Below are 14,009 nucleotides of genomic sequence, written 5' to 3' on the forward strand. Positions count from 1 at the left end.
TTAATAAAAATTTTCGTCGTCGCTGGCCACACGAACTAATATTTTGTCGTTCACTTCGTCGAGTTTAACGAGTAAGTGAATATCAGCACCGCAAGCGCGGCACTCATCTTGGTAATCTTGATCGCCTGCCGAAGCGTCGATGCTCACATGGATATGATGCCCACAATAGGGACAGCTTAGGCTAGCGTCGTAGAGTTTGTCCGCATTCATAATAAGCCTCCCAATGCGTGTTAACTGTTACTATGAGTATGGCCCAGATTGCAGAAATTGCTTGTGATTTGACGGTGATTTAACGCTGACTTGCCTAACTTATTGAATTCCAAACAACAGTGAAATTCCTGCAACTGCAATGAGTGCGCCGGTAATGCTGCGCGCCGAAAGTGCTTGGCCGCGCAACCATTGAATCGGAATGAGCCATAGCGGAGCGGTAGCTAAAAGGGTTTGTGCAAGGCCTGGGTTGATATAGGCAATGGCAGTTTGTTGTAACCAAATAGCCAAGAAAGTGCCCATAACAATGGCGGTGAGTAGCCAAGGGATGGACGTATGACGAAGTGCTGCGCGGGTGGTGCCAATTAATGAGGGGCGTAACACAAGCAGTGCAATAGTTAGCGCAACGGTGCCAGCCAATAGGCGCAACAACGCGGCGTTGAGCGGGTTCATGTCAAACTCTTGCAACGCATGAAAGGACATAACGAGGCCAAGCGCCTGACAGAGTGCGGCGCCCACACCGGCGGCTATACCGCTGGCGCTCAGTGCAACGCGCTCAGCATGGCGTGGCTTTTCACTGATAACCACGAAAATCCCGAAAATAATCACCAGCGCAGCCAAAATCTCATAGCCACGCATACCCTGTGACAACAATATCCACGCTAACAAGGCTGCAAAGGGCGGGGCCAGATATTCCAGCAGCATGGTGTGCCAGGGACCCAGCCGACGTAATGCGGAGAAATACAGCGTATCACCCAAGGTAATACCGATTACGCCACTGGCTAATAATAAGTAAGTAGCGGCATTGCCTTCCAGCGCAACCAGTTGACCAGTGAACCAGCCCGCAAGCAGCAATAGTGGGCATGCGATAACGCCTTTGACCAAATTCAATTGACTGGCGGACAAAAAACTACCCGCCTGACTATAAAGTAGCGTCGCAAGCGCCCAAAATAATGCCGCTGTAAGGGCCGCAATTGGACCAATCAAAGAGGTGACTAGGCTTTCCATGGCGGGCATCATACGCTATAGTGTGGCCTTTCTAAAATAACAAGTGACACTTGGTAGGTGCCACCACTGTGAAAAGGACAAATTCATGCCTGTAGTAACGCTTCCCGACGGTAGTAAACGTACATTTGATAAACCTGTATCTATTCTCGATGTTGCTCTGGATATTGGCCCCGGTTTGGCCAAAGCAACAGTTGCTGGTCGCATTAATGGCGAACTGGCAGATGCATGTGACTTAATTACCGACGACGCAACCGTTCAGATCATTACGCCGAAAGATGACGATGGTGTTCACATTATTCGTCACTCCTGTGCGCACTTGCTTGGCCATGCGCTTAAGCAAATGTTCCCAGATGTGAAAATGGCGATTGGTCCGGTTATCGACAACGGCTTTTATTACGATGTTGATATGGAACACACGTTAACTGCAGATGATTTGCAAGCTCTCGAGAAGCGTATGCTCGAGCTGGCAAAAACTGAATATGAAGTGGTTAAGAATAAGGTGAGCTGGGCCGAAGCGCGCGAAACCTTCGTGAGCCGCCATGAACCGTACAAAGTTGAAATTCTGGATGACGATATCAGCAAAGATGATCGCCCAGGTTTGTACCATCATGAAGAATACGTGGATATGTGCCGTGGGCCGCACGTACCAAACATGCGCTTTTGCCAACATTTCAAAATTATGAAGGTTGCTGGGGCCTATTGGCGCGGTAAATCTGACAACAAAATGTTGCAGCGCGTTTACGGCACTGCATGGGCCGATAAAAAGCAATTAAAAGCGTATTTGCAGCGTTTAGAAGAAGCTGAAAAGCGTGACCACCGTAAAATTGGTAAAACGCAAGACTTGTTCCATTGGCAAGAAGAAGCGCCGGGCATGGTGTTCTGGCACAACAATGGTTGGGCTGTATTCCTGGAACTTGAGCGTTTTATTCGCGAAAAACTGCGTGAGTACAACTACCAAGAAGTAAAAGGTCCATTAATGATGGACCGCGTGTTGTGGGAGCGTTCTGGCCACTGGGAAAAATTCTCAGACCTGATGTTTACAACGGCTTCAGAAAATCGCGAGTATGCGATTAAGCCGATGAACTGCCCAGGGCACGTGCAAATATTTAACCAAGGCTTAAAATCATACCGTGACTTGCCGTTGCGTATGGCCGAGTTCGGTTCGTGCCATCGTAATGAACCTTCGGGTGCTTTGCATGGTTTGATGCGTGTGCGTGGCTTCACGCAAGACGATGCGCACGTGTTCTGTACCGACGCACAAGTGCAAGAAGAAGTCAGTGGCTGTATTAAGATGGTCTATGAAACCTATAAAACCTTTGGTTTCCAAGACATCGTGGTGAAGCTGTCAACCCGCCCAGAGAAACGTTTGGGTGACGACGCGACATGGGACCATGCTGAACAAGCATTAGCTGATGCATTGAAAAACAACGGCATTGAATTTGAATATTTGCCGGGTGAGGGCGCTTTTTATGGTCCGAAGATTGAATTTACTTTGCACGATTGTCTCGGTCGTGCATGGCAGTGTGGTACTGTGCAGCTCGATTTTGCGCTGCCAGGCCGATTAGGTGCAACTTATGTGGGCGAAGACAACGAGCGCCACACACCGGTGATGATACACCGCGCCATTTTGGGCTCGCTTGAACGCTTCATGGGCATTATTATTGAAGAATATGCGGGTTATTTCCCAACTTGGCTTGCGCCAACGCAGGTTGTGGTGATGAATATTACCGATAATCAGCGTGATTATGCTATCGAAACGGTAAAAGAATTGAATAAACTTGGATTTAGAGCCATTGCTGACTTGAGAAATGAGAAGATAGGCTTTAAAATCCGCGAGCACACTTTAAAACGTGTTCCATATTTGTTGGTTGTCGGCGATAAAGAAGTCGAGAACAAAGCGGTTGCGGTGCGTACTCGTCGCGGTGAAGACCACGGTGTTAAAGGGTTACAGCAATTTATTGCAGAACTTAGCGATGAAGTAAACAGCCGCAAGATTAGTTAATTGACTGGAGGAATGACCATTAAAGGCGGAAAAAGAACTCAGAAAGCTGCGGACAAAAATCGTATCAATGAAGATATTCGCGTCAAAGAGGTAAGATTAATTGGCGTTGAAGCTGAACAGATTGGTGTCGTGAGTATTCAAGAAGCTCTTGAGGCAGCGGAAGCTGCTGGTGTTGATCTGGTGGAAATTAGCCCGAATGCGGAGCCACCAGTTTGTCGTCTGATGGATTATGGTAAGTTCCTCTACGAGAAAGCTAAGAACGCGAAAGAGCAAAAGAAAAACCAGAAACAGATCCAGGTTAAGGAAGTTAAATTCCGTCCTGGAACTGACGAGGGCGATTATCAGGTAAAACTGCGCAACCTGACTCGCTTTCTGGAGGGAGGTGACAAAACTAAAGTCACTATCCGTTTCCGTGGCCGGGAAATGGCACACCAAGAGTTGGGTATCGAACTGCTAGAGCGCATTAAGAATGACCTAGCCGAAATCTCAACTTGCGAATCGTTCCCAAGACGTGCTGAGGGTCGCCAGATGATTATGGTTCTGGCCCCTGCTAAGAAGTAACTGTGGTTTGCAAGTAGGGCGGTTATTGATGGCAATATGCCAGCAACAACCAAACTCACCCTGTTACACTTGTTGTTAACAATGCGGAGTTATTTTCATGCCGAAAATGAAATCGAAACGAGGCGCAGCGAAGCGCTTCAAAAAAACCGCTTCAGGCGGGTTTAAATGTAAACAGTCTCATTTGCGTCACATCCTGACCAAAAAGAGCTCGAAGCGGAAACGTCACCTACGTGCGAAAAGCATGGTGCACGTGTCTGACGTAGGCTTAGTTCAGCGTATGTTACCATTCGCGTAAGGGAAGGAGAGATAGCAAATGGCACGAGTTAAACGTGGTGTGACAGCGCGCGCGCGTCACAAGAAAGTCCTGAAGCAGGCGAAAGGTTATTATGGTGCTCGTTCACGTGTTTATCGCGTAGCGAAGCAAGCAGTTATCAAAGCAGGTCAGTACGCATACCGCGACCGCCGTGCGAAGAAACGTCAATTCCGTCAATTATGGATTGTTCGTATCAACGCTGCAGCGCGTCAAAACGGTTTGTCATACAGCCGCTTTATCAATGGCTTGAAAAAAGCATCTGTAGAAATCGATCGTAAAATCCTTGCTGACATCGCAGTTCATGACCAAAACGGTTTTGCTGCGTTGGTAGAGAAAGCGAAAGGCTCTCTGTAAGTAAGTTGAAAAGTTGAAAAAGGGAGCGTAATCGCTCCCTTTTTTTATGCTTTTTCGGTATCATTGAGCACTTTGATATCTTGACGAAAGCAAAGCGAAACCGCGTTGGTCATAACTGAGGACGATCATGGCGTTATCTGACATTGTAGCTGCCGCTGAAGCAGCCGTTGCTACGGCAACCACCCCGCAAGAACTTGATGCAGTTCGGGTTGATTACATGGGTAAAAAAGGTCAACTTACAGAACAGTTGAAAAGCCTAGGTAAATTAAGCCCCGAAGAGCGTCCTGCCGCTGGCCAAGCAATTAATGATGCGAAGCAGCGTGTACAAGAACTTATCAACGCGCGTAATAATGAATTAAAGCAGGCAGAGTTGGCACAAAAGCTCGCCGCAGAACGCATCGATGTGAGCCTGCCGGGCCGTCGGGCGCAAGTAGGTGGCTTTCACCCGGTTACCAAAACCATTCAGCGCATCGAGGCTTTCTTTGGTGACTTAGGTTTCCGTACGGTTGAAGGCCCTGAAGTGGAAGACGACTTCCATAACTTTGATGCATTGAATATTCCAGCCAATCATCCGGCCCGGGCAGATCACGACACATTTTATTTTACCCCAACAACCATGCTACGAACGCAAACCTCAGGCGTTCAAATTCGTACCATGCAAAAGGAACAGCCGCCGCTGCGTATTATCTCGCCGGGCCGCGTGTACCGTAATGACTACGATCAAACCCACACGCCAATGTTCCATCAGGTGGAGGGTTTGATGGTTGATACCGACGTGAGCTTCACCCAATTGAAGGGTATTTTAGAAGACTTTTTGGTTAACTTTTTTGAAGAAGAGCTCGAAGTTCGATTCCGTCCATCCTATTTCCCATTCACAGAACCTTCAGCGGAAGTGGATGTGCGCCGTAAAGACGGCAAATGGCTAGAAGTTTTAGGCTGCGGCATGGTGCACCCGAGTGTATTACAAGCCGTTGGTATTGATAGCGAAAAATATACCGGCTTTGCTTTCGGTATGGGCGTTGAGCGTTTAACCATGCTCCGCTATGGCGTCAATGACCTGCGCGCATTTTTTGAAAATGACGTGCGTTTCTTGAAACAATTCAACTAAAAGCCGGGTAAGCAGATGAAATTTAGTGAACAGTGGTTACGTACCTGGGTCAATCCTGCACTTGATAGCGTGGCGTTGTCAGAGCAGTTGAGTATGGCAGGTCTTGAAGTTGACGGCATTGAGCCGGTGGCTGAAGTATTTTCTGGCGTGGTGGTTGGCGAAGTTGTCAAATGTTGGCAGCACCCTGATGCCGATAAACTGCAAGTTACCGAAGTGAACTTAGGTACTGATGAGCCGGTAACAATTGTCTGTGGCGCACCAAACTGCCGCCAAGGTCTCAAAGTTGCTGTAGCAACTGTGGGTGCGGTATTACCTGGTGATTTTAAGATTAAAAAAGCGAAGTTGCGCGGTCAACCTTCACACGGCATGTTGTGCTCAAACTCAGAGTTGGGTTTAAGTGATGATCACGACGGTATCATTGAGCTGCCAGCGGATGCGCCGGTGGGCACAGACTACCGTGACTACCTAGACCTGAACGACGTTATTTTAGATGTTGATTTAACACCAAACCGCGCGGATTGTTTAGGTGTGCGTGGTATTGCCCGTGAAGTTGGCGTGTTAAACCGTTTAGAAGTGAGCGAACCGGAAATCAACGCAGTTGCTGCTAGCCACGATGAGCAACGCGCGGTGGTACTTGATGCACCCGCTGCATGCCCACGTTATTTAGGCCGTATTGTTCGTAATATTAACCTAAACGCAGACACCCCGTTGTGGTTGCAAGAGCGTTTACGCCGCAGTGGCATTCGTAGCATTGACCCAGTTGTTGATATCACCAATTACGTGTTGATTGAGCTGGGCCACCCCATGCATGCGTTCGATAACGATAAACTGCAAGGCGCGGTGCATGTACGCATGGCTGAAGCCAATGAAAAACTGACGTTGTTAGACGGCACGGAAGTAACCTTGCAAAACGACGTTCTAGTCATTGCTGACGAAGCAAAAGCTCTAGCAATGGCTGGTATTTTTGGTGGCGAAGGCACTGGTGTGACTGAAAGCACCAGCAACGTCTTTTTAGAAAGCGCATTTTTTGATCCAGACACCATTGCTGGCCGTGCGCGTCGGTTTGGGTTGCATACCGACGCATCGCACCGCTATGAGCGCGGTGTAGATCCAGAATTACAGCGCACGGCGATGGAACGAGCCACCGCACTATTACTCGAAATTTGTGGTGGCGAAGCTGGGCCAATTGTTGAAGCAAAATCAGATAAGCATTTGCCGCAAGCTGCACAGGTGACCCTGCGTGCAGAGCGTTTAGCACGTGTGTTGGGTATCAATATTGCTGCCACTGAAGTCACTGAAATTTTACAACGCCTAGGGTTTACCGTCGCGATTACCGACGCTGGTTGGGATGTGACGGTACCAACGTTCCGTTTTGATATCAGCATTGAAGAAGATTTGATTGAAGAAGTTGCGCGTATTTACGGTTATCACCGTATTGAAGCGGCGGCGCCTGCGGCACAGCTGCGGATGATTCCGCGTCAAGAAGCACAACTTAGCGCGAGCACCTTCAAGAGCACGTTGATTGATCGCGGTTACCAAGAAGCAATTACGTATAGCTTTGTGGACCCGAAGCATCAAGCTATGTTGTTTGATGAAACGGCTGCGTTAACTTTGCCGTTTCCAATTTCATTGGACATGTCGTCTATGCGCGTTAGTTTGTGGCCGGGCCTTATCGGTGCTGTCGCGCACAACCAGAAACGTCAGCAGCAAAGCTTGGCATTTTGTGAAACTGGGTTACGTTTCTTGCCCGATGAAAAAGCCGAAAATGGTGTGGTACAACAGCCAATGGTTGCCGGTATTCGTGCCGGTAAAGCGCATGCTGAGCACTGGAGTGATGGCGAGCGTGCGGTAGATTTTTACGACATTAAAGGCGACGTTGAAGCCTTATTAGCACTCACGGGTGCTGCGCATGAGTTTCGCTTTGTTGCGGATTTGCACCCGTCACTTCACCCAGGTCAATCGGCGGCTATTTTCCGTGGCGATAAACGGGTGGGTTACATTGGCGCGGTGCACCCACAGTTTGAGAAAAAGCTTGGTTTGAATGGCCGTACCTTTGTGTTTGAAATGGAGCTCGCAGCGATACAACAGCGCTACGTGCCGCAAGCACAGCCGATTTCCAAGTACCCGTCAATTCGCCGTGATTTGGCGATTGTGGCTAAAGATACCATTGCAGCAGGCGAAATTATCGCTGCAATTGAAAATATTGGCGTAAATCATTTAGTTGGCCTAAACTTATTCGATGTATATCAAGGGGCTGGCGTAGCGGATGGGCATCGCAGTTTAGCCTTATCGTTGACACTGCAGCATCCAGAGCGCACTCTTGAAGACAACGAAATCAATGCAGCGGTAGCCGCTGTGGTTGAAATGCTCACATCTGAATTCGGGGCAACCCTAAGGGAGTAAGCTATGGCGCTGACCAAAGCAGAAATGGCAGAACATTTGTTCGAGAAATTTGGTTTGAATAAACGTGATGCAAAAGATCTGGTCGAAAACTTCTTTGAGGAAATTAGACGTTCTCTGGAAAGTGGGGAAGAGGTGAAACTTTCGGGTTTTGGTAACTTTGAGTTACGCACCAAAAACCAACGACCGGGACGTAACCCAAAAACGGGTGAAGACATTCCAATTTCTGCGCGCCGGGTGGTTACCTTCCGTCCTGGTCAGAAGCTTAAGCAGCGTGTTAGCCATGCGAAGAGAGCTGAATAAGCGAATGCAATATAAAAAAAGCCGCTCAGATGAGCGGCTTTTTTGTTTCTAGCAACAGTACTTACTTAAAGAATAAGCTACTGAATGGGTTGAGTAGCCGACTTAAGCCTGTTGTGAAATGCAAGGGCCCTTCAAGCGCGGCAATGGTTAAGCAGTCTTCATTTTGTGTGGCAGGCGAGTGCTTATGGTTGCCGTCCAATAACATGAAATCACCATCGCGGTATTCATTGTGTTCATCATTAAACACACCATTAACCACCAGCGTCGCTTCATTACCTTTGTGCGTATGCTCAGGGAGTGATGCATGCTCAGCCATATAAATAAAGTTAAGCATTTCCTCGCCGCCCACACGAACTGGGGCACGCCATAGTTTACCCGGCAGTCTGCTCCACTCACCAATGTGGTGATGGTTACGTGCTAAGGTTGGCGGTAACGCAAAGCGCTGCCCTTCAAGATATAAACTGTCGTTCGCCGCTATTGGTACAGAGTCAGCAGGTACTTGCGAATTAAATATCGCCTGCAACATTTGCTGCTCGTCGAAGCTAGCGCGGCGAGCCAACTGCTCGTTGTCGCCAAACAGTTTGCTAGCCATCTGTTCTTCGATGTCCTGAACATGTGACTGGCAGTGAGCGCACATATCAACATGCGTTCCAACCATCATCAACATGGCAGGGCTTAATTCGCCAGCGGCATAGAGCACTAAGTGCTGTTCTGAAGGATGGAATTTAATCATCGTGCTTTATCAACTCTTTCAACTTCTGCAATGCTAAACGGGTGCGAGACTTTACCGTACCCAACGGAATTTCAAGGGCATCGGCAACTTCTTGCTGCGATTTGCCTTCAACGTAAATCAGCTCTATCACAGTCCGTTGCGCTTTGGGTAACTGCTCACAGTACACAGCAAGTTGCTGCATCAGTAAGTCGTTGTCCAATGCGTAGTCGTCGTCAAGTGAGTCATTTTGCTCAGCTAACACAGGCCATAAATCATCGGCACTTAAGTCGTTTTGACGGTGTTTGTTTTTACGCAATAAATCAAAGCGAATATTACGGGCGATGGTGAATATCCAAGTAGCTGCAGAACCGCGGTCAGGCTTAAACAAGTGCGCTTTGTGCCACACGTTCGTCATGGTTTCTTGAACCAAGTCCATTGCAGTTTGCTCGTTACCGAATTGACGCGTTGCGTAAGCTTGCAAACGCGGTGCGAAATAACGAAATAATTCGCTAAACGCGGCGCGTGATTGCTCTGAAGCTATCTTCGCGAGTAAATCGGCAGCATGTTCCGGGTTGTCCGGCTGCGCAGAAGGCATAGTTTTCCGTTTTGTTATTAGGTCAGTTGCTGTCTGCATAGTAAGTTATACCCACTGGGATATTCAACAATTACTCTCTTTTACGTGCAATAAACTTAAGCGGATCACCAAATGTTGTTTATTCTTGGCTCGCTTTCACTAAATCGCGTAAAAACGTTAACGCGCCATCGACGTTCGGGTTTTGCAATAATTCTTGCTTGGTTTGTGCGCCGACCGGTATCAGCTCCAACCAACGTAAACAAACCCAATCGGCTTGCTGCAACTGCGCATCGGTATAATCTACAGCCAACTCTGGGTAGGTTTTGTAAATCTCTACCAACTGGTCCGCTAAGAATGCGTCATCGTAGCTAAGCGGTTGTGACGGCCATACCGGATGGTCTTCAAAATGACCAACGCGCAAGCCGTCCGCTTCCACCGTCGTATCAGTAATACGGAATAGTCCTTGACCAGATACTGTAATGCCCAGTAAGCCATCAGGTAGTTGCTCAAAATCAACAATGGTTACTGCAGTACCGATTGGATGTATGTGTGTATTATTACCGGTGTTACCTTGATCATTTAACATGCACATACCGATAGGCCGGCAGTTGGTGCCATTGCATGATTCTTTTACCATACGCACGTAGCGCGGCTCAAAAATGCGCAAGCGCATGGTTCCGCCGGGTAATACATGGCCGGACAAAGGAAACAGTGGAATAGTTTGCTGCGCATCAGACATACTGAATTTTACCTCGTTATTTGCACTGTTGAACTTACGCGGCATGCGGTTAAATGGATTCATTTAGGGTGAACTTTTGTAGCAATTTCTCGTATTTTTCGTAAGGGTAGAATCAATAATAATGGTTTATAGGCGTTTTAAAGGTAATAACAGCAACCGAAAAGGAGTGTGCCGGTGGCAATAAAAGTTGGTATCAGTGCTTGTTTGTTGGGTGATCAAGTACGCTTTGATGGTGGGCATAAGCGTTCAGACTTTTGCGCTAATGAACTGCAACGGCATGTTGAGTTCGTTAAGTTGTGTCCTGAAGTTGGTATTGGTTTGCCAGTACCACGGCCAACCATTCGGTTAGAGCAGCATTCTAATGGTGTGCGCGCAGTCATTCCAAAAACTGGCGACGATGTTACCGAGCGTTTGGCGCAGTTTGCCGACAAAGCTGATGGGCACCTAAAACAAATTAGCGGGTATGTGTTATGCGCAAAATCACCCAGCTGTGGTATGGAAAGGGTGAAGCTGTACGACCCAGAAACCGGATACGCTCGCAAAGAAGCGCAAGGTATATTTGTGCAGCGTTTGCGCGAGTTGCACCCAGCCTTACCATTGGAAGAAGACGGCAGATTGAATGATGCGCCGTTGCGCGAAAACTTTATTATGCGTGTATTTGTATTCAATGCGTGGCAGCAATTGCCACAGCCACTGCGTAAGTCTGACTTGCTAAGCTTTCACACTGAACTGAAGTTATTGCTACTCGCGCATAACCAGCAAGAATATCGGCGTTTGGGCAGGGTGGTAGCTGAGCAAAGCGAGATTAATGAAGCTTTTGCCAAGCAATACATTGAAGCCATCATGGCTGCATTAGGTCAACCGGCAACGCGTGCCAATCACACCAATGTTTTGCAACACATTCAGGGCTACTTTGGCGATCAACTCACCAAGCAACAAAAAGCAGAGCTGAGTGAATTGATTCTCGATTATCGCGACGGCGTGCAACCGTTATTAGCGCCTTTAACTTTGTTGCGGCATTATTTGCGCGAGTATCCAAACAGCTATCTGTCAGGCCAGCGTTATTTGAATCCATATCCGGCTGACTTAAAGCTGAGGTACGCATTATGAGTGATTATGCAGGGGTATGGTTTCGTAACGACGTAAGGCTAACCGCCAATCCAGCCCTGTCTGCGGCTAGCCAAGTAAATGGGCAGCAGCGTGATATTCCAGCCTTGCTGCTACTTTGTCCACAACAAATGGAAGCGCATGACTGGGCACCGATAAAATGGGATTTACTGTGTCGGCACCTTGAAAGTTTTGTGGATGATGCCGCTGCCAAAGGGATTTCGTTAACCATTGAAGTGATTGATTCGTGGTCAAACGCAGCAAAAAGTGTGAAGCGTTTCGCACAAAAACATGAGTTAACCGCACTGCATTACAACGCCGAGTATCCGCTGCATGAACAGAGCCGAGATCGTGCCGTAACGGCCGTGCTCGAAGAACATGGCATTTCGGTGGAGCGGCATCATGGCAGCCTTGTCGTTCCGCCCGTATTAACCACGCAAGCCGGCAACATCTATCAAAAGTTTACCCCGTTTTCACGCGCGTGGCGCGAGTACGTCAGTCAAAATGGCATACCACAAACTGACACCTTACCGGAGCGCACAGCGGTTGCGCCAGCTACGATGCCCGCTGTCGATTACCCGCGCCGCGATTCCAGCGCCTGGGTGGTGGGTGAAAAAGCGGTTCAGCAAGCGCTGCGTGACTATTTGGCGGCACCGGTCGAGGGCTATGCTGCGGAGCGGGATATTCCGAGTTTAGATAGCACATCGAGGTTATCTCCGTACTGGGAATTAGGCCTTCTGTCACCGTGGCAAGCCGTGAGCTTATTGGCTGAGATGAGTCCGCAATTTCCTGCGGGCCTCAATAAAGGTGCAGATACCTGGTTAAACGAGCTGATTTGGCGTGAGTTCTATTTGCACTTGATGCAGCATGTGCCACGCTTAAGTCATGGCAAAGCATTCTTACAACATACCGACGCGATGCGCTGGCACCGAGACCAAACTCTTTTTGAGGCATGGTGCAAAGGTGAAACGGGCTATCCAATTGTGGATGCAGGTATGCGTCAGTTAGCTAGTGAGGGCTGGATGCATAATCGGGTACGCATGATTGTTGCGCACTTTTTGGTGAAAGACTTACTGATTGATTGGCGTTGGGGCGAGAAATTTTTTATGCAGAACTTGATTGATGGCAACTTTGCTGCGAACAACGGCGGGTGGCAGTGGAGTGCATCTACAGGCACTGACGCAGCGCCATATTTTCGTGTGTTTAACCCAACCCTGCAAAGTGAGAAAGTTGATCCTGACGGTAGCTACATTCGTAAATGGGTCAAGCAATTAAAAGATTGTCCGGCCAAGCAGATTCATGCACCAGCGGCGTGGTTGAAACAGCAAGGACGCGATGATTACCCGACTCCAATAGTTGATCACAAGCAGGCGAGGGAGCGGTTTTTAGCAGCATTCAAAGCGCTATAGCGGTTAAGTGAACAACCAATAGCAGCACAGGAGAACAGCATGACAAGTGTGGCAGATATTGTTGAGCAGCTTGAACACCTCTATGACGACTTAAACGCCGAGAGTATTGACGCGTTAGATTCATTGTATTGTGACGACGTGAGTTTTGTTGACCCAATTCACCACGTGGAAGGTTTGGATAACCTCAAAACATACTTCCGCAACACGATTAAGGGTGTTGAGTACTGCCATTTCGCCTTTGCTGATCGCGCTCGTCAGGGCGATGATGTTTTTGTGACTTGGCAAATGCGTTTGAAACATCCAAAGCTCGCCGAGGGGCGCGAAATTGTTGTGCCGGGCACCAGCCATTTAAAGCTGCAAAACGATAAGATTTTATCCCAAACCGATTATTACGATGCCGGCGCCATGCTCTATGAACACTTGCCCTTTATTGGCTTCGTGATTAACAAAGTGAAAACGCGAGTAAAATCATCATGAATATTTTAATTACTGGCGCAACATCAGGCATTGGCAAACAGGTTGCATTGGACTATGCCGCTGAAGGGCATACCGTTATCGCATGTGGGCGTAACACCGATGTACTTGCTGAACTTGAGCAGCGTTTTCCAGAAAATATCGCTGCACAGCGTCTGGATGTCACCGATGCTGATCAAACCATGCAAGCGCTATCAAGTTATACCGACATCGATGTCGTAATTATGTCTGCGGGCGTTTGTGAGTATGTTGATATTGATCGTTTTGAAGCTGCAATGTTTGAACGGGTTTTTAACGTCAATGTCTTTGGCATGATGCGCTGCGTAGAAGCATTATTGCCGAATTTAAAGCGTGGCAGCCAGCTGGTTCTGGTTGGCAGTACCGCTCGATTGTTACCGTTTACCCGGGCCGAAGCCTACGGTGGTTCGAAGGCTGCTATGCAGTATATCGCGCGTACCTTACAGGTTGATCTGCAACCCCGTGGTATATGCGTGCAAACCGTGTCACCTGGTTTTGTCGAAACCCCAATGACCGATGCTAATGACTTTGAAATGCCAATGCGGGTCAGCGTTGAATTTGCCTCTGATCGAATCCGTAAGGGAATTCGTAAAAAAGCGACGGATATTACTTTTCCGACAACATTCGGTTTGTTTTTAAAGTTAATGTCGCGCCTGCCTCAGGCATGGCAAGTGGCGCTTTCGAAGCGCATGACGTAATTCCTAACGGAGTAGTTTTTAC

Annotated in this window: 16 protein-coding genes; 11 read left to right on the forward strand and 5 right to left on the reverse strand. The window is 48.2% G+C overall.

The genetic code is table 11. The features are described from left to right. A complete protein-coding gene (locus EGC76_RS02290; protein ID WP_128351411.1) occupies positions 1-210 on the reverse strand; it encodes a CPXCG motif-containing cysteine-rich protein in 210 nt (69 codons plus the stop codon). A gap of 99 nt (positions 211-309) precedes the next feature. Further along, the gene (locus tag EGC76_RS02295) at positions 310-1,215 is read right to left on the reverse strand and encodes a DMT family transporter (protein WP_128351412.1); all 906 of its coding nucleotides are present in this window, start codon (positions 1,213-1,215) and stop codon (positions 310-312) included. Between the two features lie 85 nt (positions 1,216-1,300). On the opposite strand from EGC76_RS02295, the gene thrS reads away from it, so the two are divergent. From thrS to EGC76_RS02330, 7 genes are all read left to right on the forward strand, one after another. Next, positions 1,301-3,217 (forward strand): threonine--tRNA ligase, encoded by a 1,917-nt coding sequence (gene thrS / locus EGC76_RS02300; RefSeq protein WP_128351413.1) that lies wholly within the window; start codon positions 1,301-1,303, stop codon positions 3,215-3,217. Between the two features lie 12 nt (positions 3,218-3,229). Beyond that, positions 3,230-3,778 carry a translation initiation factor IF-3 gene (infC, locus tag EGC76_RS02305; RefSeq protein WP_281277713.1) on the forward strand — a complete coding sequence of 183 codons (549 nt, stop codon included), beginning with the start codon at positions 3,230-3,232 and terminating at the stop codon, positions 3,776-3,778. Between the two features lie 97 nt (positions 3,779-3,875). Then, complete coding sequence (rpmI, locus tag EGC76_RS02310; protein ID WP_128351414.1) at positions 3,876-4,073, forward strand: 50S ribosomal protein L35; 198 nt, start codon at positions 3,876-3,878, stop codon at positions 4,071-4,073. A gap of 18 nt (positions 4,074-4,091) precedes the next feature. Next, positions 4,092-4,445: a 50S ribosomal protein L20 gene (rplT, locus tag EGC76_RS02315; protein ID WP_128351415.1), complete on the forward strand. Its 354-nt coding sequence runs from the start codon at positions 4,092-4,094 to the stop codon at positions 4,443-4,445. Between the two features lie 127 nt (positions 4,446-4,572). Continuing rightward, a complete protein-coding gene (gene pheS, locus EGC76_RS02320; RefSeq protein WP_128351416.1) occupies positions 4,573-5,553 on the forward strand; it encodes a phenylalanine--tRNA ligase subunit alpha in 981 nt (326 codons plus the stop codon). A gap of 15 nt (positions 5,554-5,568) precedes the next feature. Beyond that, positions 5,569-7,956 carry a phenylalanine--tRNA ligase subunit beta gene (pheT, locus tag EGC76_RS02325; RefSeq protein WP_128351417.1) on the forward strand — a complete coding sequence of 796 codons (2,388 nt, stop codon included), beginning with the start codon at positions 5,569-5,571 and terminating at the stop codon, positions 7,954-7,956. 3 nt (positions 7,957-7,959) lie between these two features. Beyond that, complete coding sequence (locus tag EGC76_RS02330) at positions 7,960-8,256, forward strand: integration host factor subunit alpha (RefSeq protein ID WP_128351418.1); 297 nt, start codon at positions 7,960-7,962, stop codon at positions 8,254-8,256. A gap of 61 nt (positions 8,257-8,317) precedes the next feature. Here the strand turns inward: EGC76_RS02330 and EGC76_RS02335 are convergent, their stop codons facing one another. The 3 genes from EGC76_RS02335 to EGC76_RS02345 form a co-directional block, all read right to left on the reverse strand. Further along, entirely contained in the window at positions 8,318-8,989 is a 672-nt protein-coding gene (locus EGC76_RS02335) for a ChrR family anti-sigma-E factor (RefSeq protein ID WP_128351419.1), read from the reverse strand. Beyond that, positions 8,982-9,563 carry a sigma-70 family RNA polymerase sigma factor gene (locus EGC76_RS02340; protein WP_246013874.1) on the reverse strand — a complete coding sequence of 194 codons (582 nt, stop codon included), beginning with the start codon at positions 9,561-9,563 and terminating at the stop codon, positions 8,982-8,984. The genes EGC76_RS02335 and EGC76_RS02340 overlap by 8 nt, the downstream gene beginning before the upstream one ends. A gap of 118 nt (positions 9,564-9,681) precedes the next feature. Further along, on the reverse strand, positions 9,682-10,344 hold the full coding sequence (locus tag EGC76_RS02345) for an LON peptidase substrate-binding domain-containing protein (protein ID WP_246013875.1): 663 nt from the start codon (positions 10,342-10,344) through the stop codon (positions 9,682-9,684). Between the two features lie 111 nt (positions 10,345-10,455). On the opposite strand from EGC76_RS02345, the gene EGC76_RS02350 reads away from it, so the two are divergent. Genes EGC76_RS02350 through EGC76_RS02365 form a run of 4 tightly spaced genes read left to right on the forward strand, consistent with a single transcriptional unit; the run spans position 10,456 to position 13,987 of the window. Beyond that, positions 10,456-11,391, forward strand: a complete 936-nt coding sequence (locus tag EGC76_RS02350; protein WP_220445652.1) for a YbgA family protein — start codon at positions 10,456-10,458, stop codon at positions 11,389-11,391. Beyond that, a complete protein-coding gene (gene phrB, locus EGC76_RS02355) occupies positions 11,388-12,797 on the forward strand; it encodes a deoxyribodipyrimidine photo-lyase (protein ID WP_128351422.1) in 1,410 nt (469 codons plus the stop codon). The genes EGC76_RS02350 and phrB overlap by 4 nt, the downstream gene beginning before the upstream one ends. A 39-nt stretch (positions 12,798-12,836) precedes the next feature. Next, positions 12,837-13,274: a nuclear transport factor 2 family protein gene (locus EGC76_RS02360; protein ID WP_128351423.1), complete on the forward strand. Its 438-nt coding sequence runs from the start codon at positions 12,837-12,839 to the stop codon at positions 13,272-13,274. After that, positions 13,271-13,987: an SDR family NAD(P)-dependent oxidoreductase gene (locus EGC76_RS02365; RefSeq protein WP_128351424.1), complete on the forward strand. Its 717-nt coding sequence runs from the start codon at positions 13,271-13,273 to the stop codon at positions 13,985-13,987. The genes EGC76_RS02360 and EGC76_RS02365 overlap by 4 nt, the downstream gene beginning before the upstream one ends. Positions 13,988-14,009: the final 22 nt, after the last annotated feature.

The sequence above is a fragment of the Pseudidiomarina gelatinasegens genome (genome assembly GCF_004025325.1).
GTDB lineage: Bacteria > Pseudomonadota > Gammaproteobacteria > Enterobacterales > Alteromonadaceae > Pseudidiomarina > Pseudidiomarina gelatinasegens.

Bases quoted from the DNA above. Each gene is read 5' to 3' on its own strand.
- EGC76_RS02290 (WP_128351411.1), bottom strand. From the start codon at position 210: ATGAATGCGGACAAACTCTACGACGCTAGCCTAAGCTGTCCCTATTGT.
- EGC76_RS02295 (WP_128351412.1), bottom strand. From the start codon at position 1,215: ATGGAAAGCCTAGTCACCTCTTTGATTGGTCCAATTGCGGCCCTTACA.
- thrS (WP_128351413.1), top strand. From the start codon at position 1,301: ATGCCTGTAGTAACGCTTCCCGACGGTAGTAAACGTACATTTGATAAA.
- infC (WP_281277713.1), top strand. From the start codon at position 3,230: ATGACCATTAAAGGCGGAAAAAGAACTCAGAAAGCTGCGGACAAAAAT.
- rpmI (WP_128351414.1), top strand. From the start codon at position 3,876: ATGCCGAAAATGAAATCGAAACGAGGCGCAGCGAAGCGCTTCAAAAAA.
- rplT (WP_128351415.1), top strand. From the start codon at position 4,092: ATGGCACGAGTTAAACGTGGTGTGACAGCGCGCGCGCGTCACAAGAAA.
- pheS (WP_128351416.1), top strand. From the start codon at position 4,573: ATGGCGTTATCTGACATTGTAGCTGCCGCTGAAGCAGCCGTTGCTACG.
- pheT (WP_128351417.1), top strand. From the start codon at position 5,569: ATGAAATTTAGTGAACAGTGGTTACGTACCTGGGTCAATCCTGCACTT.
- EGC76_RS02330 (WP_128351418.1), top strand. From the start codon at position 7,960: ATGGCGCTGACCAAAGCAGAAATGGCAGAACATTTGTTCGAGAAATTT.
- EGC76_RS02335 (WP_128351419.1), bottom strand. From the start codon at position 8,989: ATGATTAAATTCCATCCTTCAGAACAGCACTTAGTGCTCTATGCCGCT.
- EGC76_RS02340 (WP_246013874.1), bottom strand. From the start codon at position 9,563: ATGCCTTCTGCGCAGCCGGACAACCCGGAACATGCTGCCGATTTACTC.
- EGC76_RS02345 (WP_246013875.1), bottom strand. From the start codon at position 10,344: ATGAATCCATTTAACCGCATGCCGCGTAAGTTCAACAGTGCAAATAAC.
- phrB (WP_128351422.1), top strand. From the start codon at position 11,388: ATGAGTGATTATGCAGGGGTATGGTTTCGTAACGACGTAAGGCTAACC.
- EGC76_RS02360 (WP_128351423.1), top strand. From the start codon at position 12,837: ATGACAAGTGTGGCAGATATTGTTGAGCAGCTTGAACACCTCTATGAC.
- EGC76_RS02365 (WP_128351424.1), top strand. From the start codon at position 13,271: ATGAATATTTTAATTACTGGCGCAACATCAGGCATTGGCAAACAGGTT.